The sequence below is a fragment of the Stenotrophomonas sp. CFBP 13718 genome (assembly GCF_014842145.1).
Taxonomy (GTDB): domain Bacteria; phylum Pseudomonadota; class Gammaproteobacteria; order Xanthomonadales; family Xanthomonadaceae; genus Stenotrophomonas.
The window spans coordinates 71108-87939 of the sequence record NZ_JACYVC010000014.1 but is presented as its reverse complement, the minus strand read 5'-3'; the positions used below and the strand labels follow the sequence as shown (position 1 = coordinate 87939).

Sequence of the window (16832 nt, the reverse complement as noted above, 5' to 3'; positions counted from 1 at the left end):
GCGCAGCGGGCCGTTGGCGGAACCATTCCGCCGACCATGGGTCGGCGCTACCGCTTTTCTTCTTTTTTCATACGCGGCGGGCGGCCACGGGAACCTGTCAAGGGCCGGGCGGTGGGGCTGGGCGGGGGCGTTGAGCGCCATGGATGGCGCGAAACGAGCGCTACATGGACGTACTTGTGCGCGTCCCCCGCACAGCCCCACCGCCCGGCCCAAACTCAGCCCAGCACCAGAGCCCGCCGCGAGGGGGTTCACCCCGTTCGACCCACCACCCGTCATGCGACGGTCGCAATGCGGTCACGGCAGGGACATGGCCAGCGCACAGCATGCCCACAAACGGGAGAGCCCCATGCGCTACGCGATCGTCACCGAGACCTATCCTCCGGAAGTCAACGGCGTGGCCCTGACCGTGCAGGGGCTGGAACTGGGCCTGCGCCAGGCCGGCCATGAGGTGGACCTGATCCGGCCTCGCCAGGTGGCTGACAGCGCACCGCTGGACGGCACGTTCCTGGTGCCCGGTGCGGCCCTGCCGCGTTACCCCGGCCTACGCTTCGGTCTGCCTGCACCGCTCCGGTTGGGGCGCCATTGGCAGGCACAGCGCCCCGATGCGATCTACATCGCCACCGAAGGCCCACTGGGCTGGTCGGCACTGCGCTGCGCACGGCGGCTGGGCATCCCGGTCGCCACCGGCTTCCATACGCGCTTCGACGAATACCTGCCCGACTACGGCGTGGCCTGGTTGCAGGCCGCTGCGCTGCGCTGGATGCGGCGATTCCATAACCAGGCAGACGCCACCCTCGTGCCCACCCGCGAGCTGCAGGAGTTCCTCACGGGCGAAGGCTTCGAGCGGGTCCGCCTGCTGGCCCGGGCGGTGGACAGCCAGCAGTTCGATCCGGCCAAGCGCGACCCGGCGCTGCGCGAAGACTGGGGCATCGACGGTACGGGATTCGCCGCCATCTACGTGGGGCGCATCGCCGCGGAAAAGAACCTCGGCCTGGCGGTGAAGGCGTTCCGGCGCCTGCAGCAGCTGCGTCCGAAAGCGCGCTTCGTGTTCGTCGGCGACGGGCCGGCGCGTGCCAAGCTGGCCCATGAGAATCCAGATTTCCTGTTCTGCGGCGTGCAGCGCGGCGAAGCGCTGTCGCGTCACTTCGCCAGCGGTGATCTGTTTCTGTTTCCCAGCCGCAGCGAAACCTTCGGCAACGTGACGCTGGAAGCCATGGCCAGCGGCGTCGCCACGGTCGCGTTCGACTACGGTGCGGCCCGCGAGTACCTGCGCAATGGCGAGAACGGGGCCTCGGTGGACATCGACGAGCAGTTCATCGAGGCGACGCTGCGACTGGCGGGCGACGATGCACTGCGCCGCACATTGGGCGGCCAGGCCGCACGGGACATGAAACGCCTGCATCCCCAGCACGTTGTCGCTGAGTTCGATGCCCTGCTCGCCGAACTTGCCCACGCCCGGAGGCTCCATGCGCACCACGCCGCTTGATCTGTTGCTTGGCCGCGAGACCCGCTGGTGCCGGCGGGCCAATCTTTACTGCCGCCGTCGCCGCATCCGCTCCGTGTTCGCGTCGATCAGCCGGCTGGGCGATGGCGTGTTCTGGTATGTGCTGATGGGCGCGCTGGTGCTGGTGGACGGCATGGACGGACTGCGCGCCAGTACCCACATGGCGGCGACTGGGCTGGCCGCCCTGCTGCTCTACAAAGGCCTGAAGCGCTGGACCCGGCGTCCGCGTCCGTACAAGGCCGACCTGCGCATCCGCGCATGGGTGGCGCCGCTGGACGAGTTCAGTTTTCCGTCCGGGCACACGCTGCACGCGGTGTCTTTCACCATCGTGGCGCTGGCGTACTACCCGTGGCTGGCACCGCTGCTGGTGCCGTTCACCCTGTGCGTGGCGGCATCACGCGTGGTGCTCGGACTGCACTATCCCAGCGACGTGTTGGCGGCGACCGGCATCGCCGGGCTGCTGGCGTGGGCCAGCCTGGCCTGGTTGCCGCTGTCGGTGTAGACGCACACCGGCTCCCGCGGGCATCCACTTCACCATCCAGCCACCGACGGTAGAATGACGGCATGACTACGTTGTTCATTGCCGACCTGCATCTGGATGCCAGCCGTCCGGCCATCACTGACCTGTTCCTCGCCTTCCTGCGCAAGGAGGCCATGACGGCCGACGCGCTGTACGTCCTGGGTGACCTGTTCGAGGCCTGGATCGGCGATGACACGCCCTCGGCTGCTGCGGATGCCGTGGCCATCGCGCTGAAAGCAGTGGCCGATGCCGGGGTCCCGGTCTACTTCATCCGGGGCAACCGGGACTTCCTGCTCGGCGAGGCCTATGCCGCGCGCGCGGGCATGCGGATACTGCCCGACCCCTGCGTGATCGATCTGTACGGCAAGCCCGTGCTGCTGCAGCACGGCGACCTGCTGTGCACCGATGACCTTCCCTACCAGCAGTTCCGTGCGCAGACCCGCGACCCGGCCTTCCAGGCGCAGTTCCTCGCGCAGCCGTTGGCGGCGCGCATTGCCTTCGCGCAGAAGGCGCGTGATGCCAGCCAGAGCCGTCAGTCGGAGATGAAGCAGGGTGACCGCGCGCAGTTCGAGACCGTCACCGATGTGGCGCCGGATGAAGTGCAGGCGACCTTCGTCCGCTACGGCGTGAGTACGATGATCCATGGCCACACCCACCGCCCGGCGGTGCATACGTTGGACGTGGGAGGACACCCATGCACCCGCATCGTGCTGGGTGACTGGTACGAGCAGGGGTCGGTGCTGCGCGTCACCGCGGGTGAGATGGCGCTGCAGCGCCTGTAATCCCGCTGGCGTTGAAGTTCCCTCCCGCGCGGCGCCGCGCTACTGTCGCGGTACGGAGGGGTCAATGATGAGCAACGACGGACACGCGCAGGCAGGCCTGCTGACGATCGGCCTGTTCTTCGATGGCACGCGCAACAACGCCCACAATCTTTCCCTGCGCCCCGCTGCGGCGCGTGCCCCGCCCACCGCGCTGCCGGCCAACCTGCGTGCGGATGATGCCTCGCCTTACAACAGCCGCCTCACCAGCAGCTTCGACAACGGCCTGACCAACGTCGCGCGCCTGCATGCGCTGTATCCCGATGGACGGCACGCCGATGCCATCACCCCGAGCATTGCGCTGTACACCGAAGGCACCGGTACCCGTGATGGCCAACCCGATGATCTGATCGGCCTGGCGTTCGGGGTCGGCGCGACGGGGGTGAAGGCCAAGGTCCGCCGCGCGCTGGAGACGCAGCTGCCCACGGCGCTGGCGCAGCTCGCCCGGCGCTGGACCGCACCGGTGCAGGCCATCCGGGTGGACCTGTTCGGGTATTCGCGCGGCGCCGCTGCTGCACGCGATGTCGCCAACCAGATCGCGGCCTGGGACGCCGCGCACTGGCTGGGCCTGCTGCGCGAGGCCGGGCTGCGGGTGGATCCGGCGTTCGCGCTGCCGCGTCCGGTGATCGGCTTCATCGGTCTGTTCGACACCGTGGCGGCCATCCGCGGGCGGCGTACGGAGCAGCCGCCGCGCCTGTCCCTGCCCACCGGCATCGCCGGCAAGGTGCTGCAGCTCGTCGCACGCGATGAGCATCGCCACCATTTCACCTTGACCACGGTGGCGCCGGAGCACGAAGAGCGGCTGTTGCCTGGCGTGCATGCCAACATCGGCGGCGGTTACGACCAGACTGAAGAAGGGCCGAAGCTGCTGACCCGGCCGCGCAGCGAACAGGTGCGACGGCATCCATTTGCCGAGTTCGCCACGCCGGATCTGGCGTGGTTGCAGGCCACGGCCAGCCACCAGCGCGCCGAGCAGGCGGCTGCACGGTGGCGGCAACAGCTGCAACTGGATGCACGCACGATCTGGGTGGATACCTGGCACCAGTGGCTGCGCCAGCGCCAAGCGGGCAGCCGCAGCGCCCTGCCCACGCCAACCTTGTACGTGTACTCGGCCGTTGTGCTCAAACGTCCCATCGACTGGCGCTACCAGCTGGTGGCGCTGCGCGTGATGCATGCCCGCGCGGCGGCGGCGGGCGTCCGCTGGGCGCGTTCGCCAGAGGACGTGCCGGCGTGGGCGCTGCCGACGGAACTGGACGGCATCGCCGCGACGCTGTTGCGTGGAGACCACCTGGATGCAGCACAGGAAACGCTGCTGAAACAGCGCTACGTGATGCAGTCCGCGCATTGGAACTTCGATGCGCTGGGAGACACCGCGCTGACCTATGCCGCCGATGCGGGAGTGAGCGAATTGCCGTACCGCCCGGGCCCAGGTCTGTTCTACATCAACCGGCCAACCGACGATGGCAAGCGCGTGGTGTTGCGCAACGCATGAGGCGCATACGCGGGGTGGGGGCGACGTGCGCGGCCGGCACTCCGCCGAGCGTGGCTCGGCGCTACCGGGATAGCGGGTCTGGTAGCGCCGAGCCATGCTCGGCGAGCGCAGCGGGTTTCCCGACGTGGTCGGCCTGTTCGATCAGGTTCGCCAGCTCATCCGCATCGAAGCCCGCCAACAGGCGCGCTTCGATGTTGAACGGGCCATGCAGGTAGCCGCCGGCATATTCCTGCAGCAGTTCCTTGAAGCGCGAACGCGGCTCGACGCCTTCCTTGTCGCAGTACCAGCGGTACCAGCGCGATCCCGCGGCAACATGCGCCACTTCCTCGCGCAGGATGATCTCCAGCACGTCGGCGGTCTCATCGTCACCGGCGGCACGCAGTTTTTCCATCATCAGCGGCGTGACATCCAGGCCGCGCGCTTCGAGCACGCGCGGCACCAGGGCCATGCGCGCCAGGCCGTCGTGGGCAGTCTTTTCGCACATCTGCCACAGGCCGTTGTGCGCGGGGAAATCCGCATAGTCGTGGCCATTGGCCAACAGCCGCTCGCGCAGCAGCATGAAATGCCGCGATTCGTCGTCGGCGCAGCTGACCCAGTCGGCATGGAACGCAGCAGGCAGGCCCCGGAAGCGATACACCGCGTCCCAGGCCAGATCGATCGCATTGAGCTCGATATGCGCGATGGCATGGATGAACGCCGCGCGCCCCGCGCTGCTGCCGAGGCGCCGACGCGGCACCTCACGCGGCAGCACCAGCTGCAGGTGCGCCGGCCGACCCGGCATGCGGATCGGCGCCGGCGGTGCCGCATCGGCAGGGACCTTCAACGCACCCCGACGAAACGCGGCGGCGTACGCTTGGGTCAGCGCGACCTTGCGCAGCGGATCGGCCTCGGCCAGGCACTGCTGCGCAGCGCGCAGCAGGTCACCGCCGACGTCGGGCACGCCGATGCCCTGCAGATCCTCCGCCGTCACGTTCAGGCGCGGCGCATGTGCTTGGCGTCGTCCGAGCGCAGCTGCTGGATGCGTTCGAAGTAGCCCGGCTCGATACCGGTCGGGTAATGGCCGTTGAAGCACGAAGAATCGAAGTTCTGCAGCGCCGGGTTGCCCTCGCGCACTGCCGCTTCCATGTCTTCGATGTCCTGGTAGATCAGCCAGTCGCAACCCAGGTGCGCTTCGATTTCCGCCACGCTGCGGTTGTGCGCGACCAGTTCTTCGGCGGCCGGCATGTCGATGCCGTAGATGTTCGGGTAGCGCACCGGCGGTGCCGCGCTGGCCAGGTAGACCTTGCGCGCGCCGGCATCGCGCGCCATCTGCACGATCTGCTGGCTGGTGGTGCCGCGCACGATCGAGTCATCGACCAGCAGCACCACGCGGTTGCGGAACTCCAGGTGGATCGGGTTGAGCTTGCGGCGCACGGACTTAACGCGCTCGCCCTGCCCCGGCATGATGAAGGTGCGGCCGATGTAGCGGTTCTTGATGAAGCCTTCGCGGTACTTCACGCCGAGCGTGTTGGAAATTTCCAGCGCGGCATCGCGTGAGGTATCGGGAATCGGAATGATGGTGTCGATGTCGTGATCCGGGCGCAGGCGCAGGATCTTCTCGCCCAGCTTGATGCCCATGCGCATGCGCGCCTTGTGCACCGACACGTTGTCGATCATCGAATCGGGACGAGCGAAGTACACGTACTCGAAGATGCACGGGGTGTGCTCGGCCGGCTCGGAGCAGATCTCGGAGAACAGCTCGCCGCGCGCGGTGATCACCAGCGCTTCGCCCGGCTGCACATCGCGGATGCGCTGGAAACCCAGCACGTCCAACGCGGCGGATTCGGAGGCCACGATGTACTCATCGCCTTCGGCGTGGCTGCGCTTGCCCAGCACCAGCGGACGGATGCCGTGCGGATCGCGGAAGGCCACCAGGCCCAGGCCCAGCACCACGCTGACCACGGCGTAGCCGCCCTTGCAGCGACGGTGCACGTGGGACACGGCACGGATCGCAGCTTCCGGCGTCAGCTGGCGCTGTGCATCCAGTTCGTAGGCGAACACGTTCAGCAGCACTTCGCTGTCCGAATCGGTATTGACGTTGCGGCGGTCCTGCTCGAACACCTGGCGACGCAGGTCTTCGGTATTGATCAGGTTGCCGTTGTGGGCCAATGCGATGCCATACGGCGAGTTGACGTAGAACGGCTGCGCTTCGTCCATGCCCTCCGACCCTGCCGTCGGGTACCGCACGTGGGCGATGCCGACGCGCCCTTCCAGCGTGGACATGGTGCGCGCGTCGAACACGTCGCGGACCAGGCCATTGGCCTTCTGCACACGCAGGCGGGTGCCATCGACGGTGGCGATGCCTGCCGCGTCCTGGCCACGATGCTGGAGGACGGTCAGGCCGTCATAGAGCTGCCCGGCGACGTTCTGGTTGCCGACGATTCCGACGATGCCACACATGTTGCGTTATCTCCGCTGGGCGTTGCCCATCTACAGGGATGTTGGCCGTGCCTGGCCGGGGAGCCGCCTTACGGGACAGCGGCAGGATCTGGACGCTCAGGCGCCGACTCGATGTTCGCGGGCAGTGCCGGGGCGTTCGCGGACTCGCTCGCCGCGCCCCTGGCCGGGTCCACGTTACGCGGCCATCCGCGTCCCGCCACCACCTCGCCGAGGACGCCATTATCGCCTGTCGCGGTCGGCTTTCCCAACAGGCTCTGCACAGAAGGTGACAAACCGTCCTTCGGCAGCGAAGGCAGCCCGGACGGCACCAGCCCATCCAGCGACGACGGCATCCCCTTTGGCACCATGCGCTCGAGGTTCTGCATCGGCCGGGATACGTCCGGCAGCTGCGCATCCATCCAGCCCACCACGGGCTGCAGTGCGCCACGCAGGTAGGACTGCTGCCATACCGGTTCAGCCGTGAGTGGGGTGAATGTGGCCATCAGCAGCAGTACCGCACTGATGAACCCACCGCGGACCAGGCCCAGCGCGCCACCCAGCATGCGGTCGGCGCCGCCCAGCAGGGCCATCCGCAGGCCGGTGCGCAGCAGCATGCCGAGTACCGTCACCACCACCAGCACGGCCACGAAAACGGTGACGTAGCCCCCGACGAGATGGCCGTTACCGGGTGCCGCCGGGGCCGACCAGAGATGGGCGACCGGATTGCCGAACTGGAAGGCGGCCCACCCGGCCAGCAGCCAGGACAGCGTGCCCACGACGATGCCGACGAAGCCGCGCACGAACCCGAGCAAGGTGGAGATGGCGATCAGCGCAGCCAGCACGATGTCGATCATGCGATCGGGTTCCTGCAGGCGGGGCGCTGACGGTCTGTCATCAGGGGTGCGGTCTGACCATGCCGGCCACACCGATGCGGGAAGCCACCTGGGCCTTCAACTGATCGGCCTCGGCACGGCTGGCGACCGGACCGACACGTACCCGGCTGAGGGTGCCCTTGTCGGTGCGCACCTGGTCGACGATGGCACTGAACCCTGCAGCGCGCGCTTTGTCGCGCAGCGCATTGGCGTCGGCCGTCTGGGCGAAGGCACCCAACTGCACCGCGAAGCCCACACCACTGGCGGCCGGCGCGGCAGGCGCTTTCACTTCCGGTGCGGCGGCAGGCGCTGCCGCCGGCTTGGCAGCCGGCTTCGGCTCGACCTTCGCGGCTACGGCCTTGGTCTCTGCGGCAGGCGTCGGCGCCGGCTTGGGAGCGGGCGGCGGCGTCGCGGCGGAAGGAGCCGTTTCCGGCAAGGCCTGCGTCTGTACCGGATTGCCCGCCAACGGTGCGGTGGTCGCTGCGGCAGCCGGCGCCCTCGCGGCCGCCGTGGCGGCTGCCGGGCTGTCAGACGCTGCATCCAGCGTGACCACCTCAGCGCGAACATCGCTGCGGATCTTCACTGCCTGCAGGCGTGCCGACTCGGCCTGGGCGCGGTCGGCGAACGGGCCGACACGGACCCGCCAGGCCTGCTTGCCACTGATGGTGGTCTGTTCACTGAAACCCGGCAGCTTCGCGCCCTTCAGGTGCGCGATCACCGCATCAGCATCGGCCTTGCTCGCATAGGCGCCAAAACTGACGGCAAAATCGCCCGCGGCAACGGCCGGGCTGGTATCGACGACAGGCGGCGCGCCCGTGGCCGCCTCCTGCAACGGCGCAGCGCCGCCCAGGCCACTGTTGCCACCGGTGGGGGCGGCCAGGGGCAGCTCGCGCGTTTCAAACTGCGCATTGGCAGGCGCACCGGGCACCTCCAGCGGCACGCTGTCAGCGGTGCTGTTGCGGGCAGGGCCGGTCACCAGCATCGGCAGGAAAATCACGGCGAGGGCCACCAGGACGATGGCACCGATCAAACGCTGTTTCAGGGACGTATCCACGGATGGCAGGCAACAGGTGGGAACTGCCGATGATTATACGGCCGCGCGGTGACGCGGCGTCTCAGATCGCTGAATGAGCGTGTTCGGCGTGCTCGAGCCACTGCAGCGCCTCGGCGGCGGTATGGAACGAACCGAACACCAGGATGCGATCCTGCGCACCCGCCAGCGCGGTCACCTGCTGCAGCGCATCGGCCACGCGGGGCGCCTGCGCGGCATTGGCGGCAGTGGTGTCGGCCAAGCGCTCGGCCAGCGCGCCGGCGGATTGTCCGCGTGCGCCGTCCAGCCCGGCCAAGGTCCAGTGCGTCACCACCTCGCTCAGCGCCTGCACGACGCCGACTGCATCTTTGTCCTGCAGCGCTGCATAGACGGCAAACGTCTGTCCGGCAACGGGCATGGACGTCAGCGCGCGGGCCAGTGCGGCGGCGGCCTGCGGGTTGTGGCCCACATCCACCAGCACCGTGGCGCCATCGCGTTCGACTGCCTGCAGGCGGCCACGGATACGTGCTGCTGCAACGCCTTCAGCGTACGCACTGCGCGGCAACGGCAGGCCGTCCGGGCGATCCAGCGAACGCAGGGCGGCGATGGCCGCACTGGCATTGGCCAGTTGCACGGGGCCGGCCAGCGCCGGCATTGGCAGCTGCAACCGTACCGCGACGTCGCGCCATGCCCACTGGCCGTCGTCCAGCACTTCGCTGAAATAGTCGCTGCCAGCGCGGATCGCATTGGCGCCGATCAGGTAAGCCCGCCGCAGCACGCTGGACGGGGGATCGATCTCGCCCAGCACGGCCGGCTTCCAGGCCCGCAGGATGCCGGCTTTCTCGCTGCCGATCGCCTCGCGCTCGCTGCCCAGCCATTCGGCATGGTCGATGTCCACCGTGGTGATGACGGCCACATCGGCGTCGATGAGGTTGACCGCGTCCAGCCGCCCGCCGAGCCCGACCTCCAGCACCGCCAGGTCCAGCCCGGCCTGCGCGAACAGGTGCAGCGCGGCCAGCGTGCCGTATTCGAAGTACGTCAGGGTGGTCGCGCCACGGGCTGCCTCGACGGCCGCGAAGGCCGCCACCAGCGCGTCATCGCTGACCTCTTCGCCGTCGATGCGCACGCGCTCGTTGTAGCGCAGCAGGTGCGGCGAGGTGTAGGCCCCGGTCTTCCAGCCTGCGGCACGCGCGATGGCCTCGATGAAAGCGACCGTGGAGCCCTTGCCGTTGGTGCCGCCCACGGTGATCGTGCGCGCGGCAGGTGCGCCCAGCTGCATCGCCGTGGCGACGCTGCGCACGCGCTCCAGCCCCATGTCGATGGTGGCCGGATGCTGGCGTTCAATGTAGGTCAGCCAGTCGGCGAGCGTAGTGGGCAGTGCGGTCACGGTGGGACGTCCAGTTCAGTGCAGGTATCAGAGCGCGCGGTGCTTGGCTTCGCCGAAGAACGGCGTGTGGTGGGCGCAATCGTTCATGCGGACCACCTCCAGCTGTTCGATGTCCGGCCCTTCGAGCAGGTTCAACGTGGTCGGTGCCTGGCGGAAGCTCCACAGACGGCTGATCGGCAGCCCGAGGATGCGGCACAGGATCACCCGGTTCACCGCGTCGTGCGCGACCACCAGCAGGGTGTCTTCGTCGCCAAGGCCTTCGGTGGCACGGGCCAGGCCACGCCAGCTGCGATCCAGCACCAGGCGCAGCGACTCGCCGCCGGGCATCAGCACGGTATCCGGCTCTTCGCGCCAGGCGCGCAGGCGCGACGGATCTTTCTCATGGATTTCGCTGGCCAGCAGGCCTTCCCACTCGCCGTGGGCGATTTCCTGCAGGTCCGGCTCGGTCAGCAGCATGTCGGCACGGGCACCGAGGGCAAGCTGTGCGGTGTGCTGCGCACGCGACAGCGGCGAGGCCACCGCGCGGGTGATGTCGATCGACTTCAGGCGTTCACCAAGGGCTTGTGCCTGGGCCTCACCGATCGGCGACAACGGGATATCGATCTGGCCCTGGTAACGGCCTTCGGCGTTCCACGGCGTTTCGCCATGACGGGCAAGCAGGATGCGCATGCGGATTTGACGTCCTTGGGGGGAGGAGGTCCGACATTCGTTCACGTCCTGTGAAAGCACGCCGGAGCGCCATGATACCTGCTCTGCTTGAATGCAGCCCGCGCGCGACAGGCGGGCGGATCACCAGGATCCGCCTCGCCCTTCCCGGTTACTGCGCCAGGTTCAGTTCTTTCAGCAACTGCGGCGCTGGCGCCACTTCCTGCATGATCCACTGCATATAGCGGCTGTCCACGGCGATCATGCGGGTCATGATCGGATCGAACACCCAGTTCGAGCTGACCGACTCCCAGTTGCCATCGAAGGCCAGACCGACCAGCTTGCCGTGCGCGTCCAGCACCGGCGAACCGGAGTTGCCGCCGGTGATGTCCAGGTTGGACAGGAAGTTGACCGGTACCGAGCCCAGCCGCTTGTCTTCCAGGCCGCCGTAGCGCTTGGCCTTGACCGCGTCCAGCAGGGCCTTGGGCGAGTCGAACGGGTCTTCGCCGGTTTCCTTGGCGGCTACGCCTTCCAGGGTGGTGAACGGGGTGTAGTTCACGCCGTCCTTGCCATAGCCCATCACGTTGCCGAAGGTGATGCGCAGCGACAGGTTGGCATCGGGATAGACGAACTCGCCCTGGCTCTTTTTGTAGTCCGCCACGGCCTGCAGGTACAGCGGACGCGCGCTCAGCGATTCGCCTTCACGGGTCTTTTTCTGTTCTTCCTGCTTGAGCAGCGCGGGCATCACCGCCACGGCGTACTGGATGGCCGGATCGGTGCTGGACTCGAACGCGGCGCGGTCGGCCTTCAGCCACTTCAGGCGCTCATCCAGGCTGCCCAGGCGGGTGCCGCCCAGCTTGCCGACCAGCGCATTGACCGCGCTGGCATCGCTGCCGGCCAGCCACTGGTTCAACACCTCGTTGTCGCGCTGCGCCGCCGGCAGGGCCACGTACTGGCTCAGCCAGTACTGCTGCAGCTGCTGGTCCATCTTTGCTACGTAACGACGGTCCATCTGGCGCACGCCGCCTTCGATGGTCGGCAGGTCGCGCTGCTGGTAACCCACTTCGCGCTCGGCATCCGGCTTGCTGCGCTCGATGGCGGTGCGGTACAGGGTGATGGCCGATCCGACGGCGGAGGTGCTGTTGAACTGGTTGACGAACAGGTCGCGCTCGCGGGTGCTGCGACCCGCTTCCAGGTGTTTGATCAGCTGCGCATGCGCAGCCAGTGCCGGCTTGCCTGCGGTGCCCTGCTTCTTCAGCCACGCCAGTACCTCCGCCTCTTCGGCCTGTTTCTGGCCGGCCGCATCGATGCGCTTGAAGCCTTCCAGCTGACCGGCGTAGTTCTTCGCTACGTTGTTCATGCTGGCGGCGGTGGCGGCGTACTTCACCTTGACGTCGGCGTCGGCCTTGCCGGCATCTTCGATCAGCTTCAGCACCGCGTTGTAGTGCCGGGCGATGGTCGGGTAGGTCCAGTCGGCGGTTTCGTTGAACTCGCCGGCCAGCGCATAGCGGTTGGTGCGGCCCGGATACCCGGCCACCATCACGAAGTCATCGGCGCCCAGCGGCTGGTCGGCGAACTTCAGGAAGTGCTTGGGCTGGTACGGCACGTTGTCGGCCGCGAAGGCCGCCGGCTTGCCGTCCTTGCCGACATAGGCGCGGTAGAACGAGAAGTCACCGGTGTGGCGCGGCCACATCCAGTTGTCGATGTCGCCGCCGAACTTGCCGACGCTGCCCGGGGGCGCGTAGACCAGGCGTACATCCTTGATTTCCAGGTTGCGGAACAGCTGGTAGGTGTTGCCACCGGAGAAGCTGTACAGGCGGCAGCGGAAGCCGTCGTCGGCCTCGCACGCGGCAACCTGGGACTTGTCGAAGGCCTCCAGCGCACGGGTGCGCGCCAGGGGGTCCTTGCCGGCGGCGGCGATGGCGGCTTTGGCCTGCGCAGTGACGTCGGTGATCTGGTCCAGCACATACACGCGCGCGTTCGGGCCCGCGCTCAGCTCATCGCGGGTCGTCGGCGCATTGAAGCCGTCCTTGATGAGGTTCTTTTCGGCCGTGGAGTTCAGCTGGATGGCGCCATAGGCACAGTGGTGGTTGGTGACCACCAGGCCCTGCGGGGAGACGAAGCTGGCCGTGCAGCCCCCCAGCGCCACGACCGCGCCCATCGGGTCGCCGGTCAGGTCGGCCAACTGCTCGGCCGACAGCTTCAGCCCCGCCTTCTGCAGGGGGCCGGCGATTTCCGGCAGCTGCTGCGGCACCCACATGCCTTCGGCGGCATGGGCGACCTGAACCAGGCCAAGGCTGGCGACGATGGAGAAAGCGAGCAGATTCGAGCGCATGCAGCGGCCCTTGGAGGATTGAAACGTCGATTCTAGCCGCCAACCTGCCCGGCGAAGACGCCCGGAGGTCATGGGTGCCGCCCTGCGGACGCGCGCCAGCCAGCCCGCGCTGCAACATGGCGCAGCGCGCGACCGCTTTATAATCCGCGCCATCTTTCCCCCTGTGAGTTCCGCCGCCATGGCACAAATGATGAAGGCGCTGGTCAAGCGCGAAGCCGCCAAGGGCATCTGGCTGGAAGAAGTGCCGGTGCCGGTGCCGGGTCCGAACGAGGTGCTGATCAAGCTGGAGAAGACCGCGATCTGCGGAACCGACCTGCACATCTACCTGTGGGACGAATGGAGCCAGCGCACCATCAAGCCCGGCCTGACCATCGGCCACGAATTCGTCGGTCGCGTCGCCGCGCTCGGCAGTGCGGTGACCGGCTATGAGATCGGCCAGCGGGTATCGGCCGAAGGCCACATCGTCTGCGGCCATTGCCGTAACTGCCGTGGTGGCCGCCCGCACCTGTGCCCCAACACCGTCGGCATCGGCGTCAACGTCAATGGCGCGTTCGCCGAGTACATGGTGATGCCGGCCAGCAACCTGTGGCCGATTCCGGACCAGATTCCGTCCGAACTGGCGGCGTTCTTCGATCCCTACGGCAACGCGGCGCACTGCGCGCTGGAATTCAACGTGATCGGCGAGGACGTGCTGATCACCGGCGCCGGCCCGATCGGCATCATCGCCGCCGGTATCTGCAAGCACATCGGCGCACGCAACGTGGTGGTGACCGACGTCAACGATTTCCGCCTGAAACTGGCCGCCGACATGGGCGCTACGCGCGTGGTGAACGTGGCCAACCAGTCGCTGAAGGACGTGATGAAGGACCTGCACATGGAGGGTTTCGATGTCGGCCTGGAAATGAGCGGCAACCCGCGCGCATTCAACGACATGCTGGACTGCATGTACCACGGCGGCAAGATCGCCATGCTGGGCATCATGCCGCGCGGCGCGGGCTGCGACTGGGACAAGATCATCTTCAAGGGCCTGACCGTGCAGGGCATCTACGGCCGCAAGATGTATGAGACCTGGTACAAGATGACCCAGCTGGTGCTGTCCGGCTTCCCGCTGGGCAAGGTGCTGACCCACCAGCTGCCGATCGATGACTTCCAGAAGGGCTTCGACCTGATGGAAGAAGGCAAGGCCGGCAAGGTCGTGCTCAGCTGGAACTGATCGGACGCGCGAAGCGCGCCGATCACCTCAGCCGCATGAAAAAAGGCGCCCGCAAGGGCGCCTTTTTCGTTGTGCATGACGTTCGCTGCAGCTGCGCCCGCAGGCGCCGCGTGCTTACTTCCCGATGGCGACCGTGAACACCACGCGGTTGTCGGCCAGGTCGCCGTTGTTGTCGCGGCCTGCACCGTCGGTGCCGTGATACCCCAGGCCCAGGTTGAACAGGCCGAACTGGCGGCTGACGCCGATGTTGAAATCGGTGTAGTCCTTGCCGTAATTGGTTTCAAGCGAGGTGCGGCCGACATTGGCGGCCAGGGTGACGTCCTGCGGCAGCGCCCACTCACCGCCCACGGCGTAGTACCAGCTCTTGGTGTCCGAACCCGACAGGTCGTTGGTATAGGCCACGGTGAGCTTGTACTGCTCGGCGAAGGTGGTGGTGGTGATCAGCTCGTTGTAGTTGAGCTCGCTGGCACCGGGATAGGTGTAGCGGTTGAACAGCACATCGAAATTGACGTTGTCCGATACATCCAGACCATACCCAATCAGGAAGTCGACCTCGGTGCTCGGGTCGCCCGGCCCGAAGTCCACACCCGACCCCCACACACCGGCATAGAGACCGACCGGGCTGGTGTAGGTGAAACCTGCCTGCAGCGTCGGGTCTTCATCCGTCTGCGAAACGCCACGGAAGACGTAATCGGACACGGCGGTGACGTTCCAGCTGTAGGGCGATTCAGCTTCCTGGGCACTGGCGGCGAATGAGGCGAGGGACAGGGCGGCAGCAGCGGCAAGACAACGAACGGCGTGCTTCATGGGCGTCTCCGGGGGGGGCGATGGCGGGAGGAGGGACATGGGGCGTGGCGCGGACCAGTGGTGGGAAAACAACCGGTTCACGGTTTTTTAACCTGTTTGATATTGCAACGCAACACGTGCGTGATCCAGCCCCGGCCGCCGCTACCGGGGCGAGGCAGGTAAAATCCCGGTTTTCCTGTGTTGAGCCGCGCCGCTGCCATGACTGAATCTTCGTCCGACCTGACCCGCCACTACACCGACGAACTGGATGCCATCCGCGCGCAGGGCCTGTTCAAGTCCGAGCGCATCATCACCAGCCCGCAGTCGGCGGAGATCACCCTGGCCGACGGCCGCACGGTGCTGAACTTCTGTGCGAACAATTATCTGGGCCTGGCCGACCACCCCGACCTGATCCAGGCCGCGAAAGACGCGCTGGACAGCCACGGGTTCGGCATGGCCTCGGTGCGTTTCATCTGCGGCACCCAGGATCTGCACAAGCAGCTGGAAGCGCAGATCGCCGGTTTCTTCGGCAAGCAGGACACGATCCTGTATGCCGCGTGCTTCGACGCCAACGGCGGCCTGTTCGAGCCACTGCTCGGCGAAAATGACGCGATCATCTCCGACAGCCTGAACCACGCTTCGATCATCGATGGCGTGCGCCTGTGCAAGGCCAAGCGCTTCCGCTATGCCAACTGCGACATGGCCGACCTGGAAGCCCAGCTGCAGGCCGCTGACGCTGCGGGCTGCCGGACCAAACTGATCACCACCGATGGCGTGTTCTCGATGGACGGCTTCATCGCGCCGCTCGACGAGATCACCGCACTGGCACAGAAGTACGGCGCGCTGGTGCACATCGACGAATGCCATGCGACCGGTTTCCTGGGCAAGACCGGCCGCGGCTCGGCCGAGGTCAAGGGCGTGCTGGACAAGATCGACATCATCACCGGCACGCTGGGCAAGGCCATGGGCGGCGCACTGGGTGGTTTCACCACCGCCCGGGCCGAAGTGATTGAACTGCTGCGCCAGCGCTCGCGCCCGTACCTGTTCTCCAACTCGCTGCCACCGCACGTGGTCGCCGCCGGCATCAAAGCCTTCGACATGCTGGCCGCCGCCGATGACCTGCGCGAGACCTTGGTGAGCAACACAACCTATTTTCGCGAGCAGATGGTCGCTGCCGGATTCGACGTGAAGCCGGGCGTGCATCCGATCAGCCCGGTGATGCTGTACGACGCACCGCTTGCGCAGAAATTCGCCGAGCGCCTGCTGGACGAAGGCATCTACGCGATCGGATTCTTCTTCCCGGTGGTGCCCAAAGGCCAAGCGCGCATCCGCACGCAGATCAGTGCCGCCCATACCCGCGCACACCTTGATCGTGCCATCGACGCCTTCACCCGCATCGGCCGCGAACTCGGCGTGATCTGACCCGACAAAAAGGGGACGGAGGGGATTAAGTCGTTTTCGGCTGCAACGCAGGCCGAAAACGACTTAATCCCCTCCGTCCCCTTTTTTTACCTGGAGATCCGGATGCCGTTGGCTTTCATCCAGGCGTCGAAGTCGTCGGCGGACAGGGTCTTTTCGCCGTCGGTCATGGTGAAACGGTAGCTGCCGCGGGCGTCCAGGTCGGGCACGGTGATGGTCACCACGTCGTCAGTCGTCAGGTCCGGCGCTTTGACCAGCTCTTTCTTGCTGCTGCACGCGGCCAGCAGGCCCAGGGGCAGCAGCAGCGCGGCGGTTCGAATCAGCGGGGTGCGGTGGCGGTTCATGCGGTGACTCCTGTTGCAGGGTATGCGAATAGCCGGGCGCCCCCCTGCG

General features: G+C 67.0%; 15 protein-coding genes. 6 read left to right on the top strand and 9 right to left on the bottom strand.

The genetic code is table 11. The features are described from left to right. The first annotated feature begins 346 nt into the window (after positions 1-346). From IFT58_RS17500 to IFT58_RS17485, 4 genes are all read left to right on the top strand, one after another. The gene (locus IFT58_RS17500; protein ID WP_192096318.1) at positions 347-1486 is read left to right on the top strand and encodes a glycosyltransferase family 1 protein; all 1140 of its coding nucleotides are present in this window, start codon (positions 347-349) and stop codon (positions 1484-1486) included. Beyond that, positions 1467-2006, top strand: coding sequence for a phosphatase PAP2 family protein (locus IFT58_RS17495; protein ID WP_188324911.1), 540 nt, complete (start codon positions 1467-1469; stop codon positions 2004-2006). The genes IFT58_RS17500 and IFT58_RS17495 overlap by 20 nt, the downstream gene beginning before the upstream one ends. Positions 2007-2068: 62 nt before the next feature. After that, positions 2069-2806: a UDP-2,3-diacylglucosamine diphosphatase gene (lpxH, locus tag IFT58_RS17490; protein ID WP_192096316.1), complete on the top strand. Its 738-nt coding sequence runs from the start codon at positions 2069-2071 to the stop codon at positions 2804-2806. Between the two features lie 67 nt (positions 2807-2873). Beyond that, positions 2874-4334 (top strand): DUF2235 domain-containing protein, encoded by a 1461-nt coding sequence (locus IFT58_RS17485; RefSeq protein ID WP_249405742.1) that lies wholly within the window; start codon positions 2874-2876, stop codon positions 4332-4334. A 61-nt stretch (positions 4335-4395) separates the two neighbouring features. Here IFT58_RS17485 and IFT58_RS17480 read toward each other — a convergent pair whose 3' ends face one another. From IFT58_RS17480 to IFT58_RS17450, 7 genes are all read right to left on the bottom strand, one after another. Beyond that, a complete protein-coding gene (locus tag IFT58_RS17480; protein ID WP_192096326.1) occupies positions 4396-5280 on the bottom strand; it encodes a DUF455 family protein in 885 nt (294 codons plus the stop codon). 26 nt (positions 5281-5306) lie between these two features. Then, the gene (gene purF, locus IFT58_RS17475; protein WP_188324915.1) at positions 5307-6773 is read right to left on the bottom strand and encodes an amidophosphoribosyltransferase; all 1467 of its coding nucleotides are present in this window, start codon (positions 6771-6773) and stop codon (positions 5307-5309) included. A gap of 68 nt (positions 6774-6841) precedes the next feature. Next, on the bottom strand, positions 6842-7606 hold the full coding sequence (locus tag IFT58_RS17470) for a CvpA family protein (RefSeq protein ID WP_192080892.1): 765 nt from the start codon (positions 7604-7606) through the stop codon (positions 6842-6844). Between the two features lie 40 nt (positions 7607-7646). Beyond that, complete coding sequence (locus IFT58_RS17465; protein ID WP_192096313.1) at positions 7647-8678, bottom strand: SPOR domain-containing protein; 1032 nt, start codon at positions 8676-8678, stop codon at positions 7647-7649. A 61-nt stretch (positions 8679-8739) separates the two neighbouring features. Continuing rightward, positions 8740-10041: a bifunctional tetrahydrofolate synthase/dihydrofolate synthase gene (gene folC / locus IFT58_RS17460; RefSeq protein ID WP_192096311.1), complete on the bottom strand. Its 1302-nt coding sequence runs from the start codon at positions 10039-10041 to the stop codon at positions 8740-8742. A 27-nt stretch (positions 10042-10068) separates the two neighbouring features. After that, positions 10069-10710 (bottom strand): histidine phosphatase family protein, encoded by a 642-nt coding sequence (locus tag IFT58_RS17455; protein ID WP_188324919.1) that lies wholly within the window; start codon positions 10708-10710, stop codon positions 10069-10071. Positions 10711-10858: 148 nt separating this feature from the next. After that, on the bottom strand, positions 10859-13021 hold the full coding sequence (locus IFT58_RS17450; protein WP_188324920.1) for a S46 family peptidase: 2163 nt from the start codon (positions 13019-13021) through the stop codon (positions 10859-10861). A gap of 178 nt (positions 13022-13199) precedes the next feature. Between IFT58_RS17450 and tdh the strand changes: the two genes are divergently transcribed. Then, positions 13200-14234 carry an L-threonine 3-dehydrogenase gene (gene tdh / locus IFT58_RS17445; protein WP_188324921.1) on the top strand — a complete coding sequence of 345 codons (1035 nt, stop codon included), beginning with the start codon at positions 13200-13202 and terminating at the stop codon, positions 14232-14234. Positions 14235-14348: 114 nt separating this feature from the next. On the opposite strand, the gene IFT58_RS17440 is transcribed toward tdh, so the two are convergent. After that, on the bottom strand, positions 14349-15041 hold the full coding sequence (locus IFT58_RS17440) for a TorF family putative porin (RefSeq protein WP_188324922.1): 693 nt from the start codon (positions 15039-15041) through the stop codon (positions 14349-14351). 198 nt (positions 15042-15239) lie between these two features. Between IFT58_RS17440 and kbl the strand changes: the two genes are divergently transcribed. Beyond that, the gene (gene kbl / locus IFT58_RS17435; protein ID WP_192096310.1) at positions 15240-16442 is read left to right on the top strand and encodes a glycine C-acetyltransferase; all 1203 of its coding nucleotides are present in this window, start codon (positions 15240-15242) and stop codon (positions 16440-16442) included. 86 nt (positions 16443-16528) lie between these two features. Here kbl and IFT58_RS17430 read toward each other — a convergent pair whose 3' ends face one another. Further along, positions 16529-16783 carry a hypothetical protein gene (locus IFT58_RS17430; RefSeq protein WP_192080887.1) on the bottom strand — a complete coding sequence of 85 codons (255 nt, stop codon included), beginning with the start codon at positions 16781-16783 and terminating at the stop codon, positions 16529-16531. Between the last annotated feature and the right edge of the window lie 49 nt (positions 16784-16832).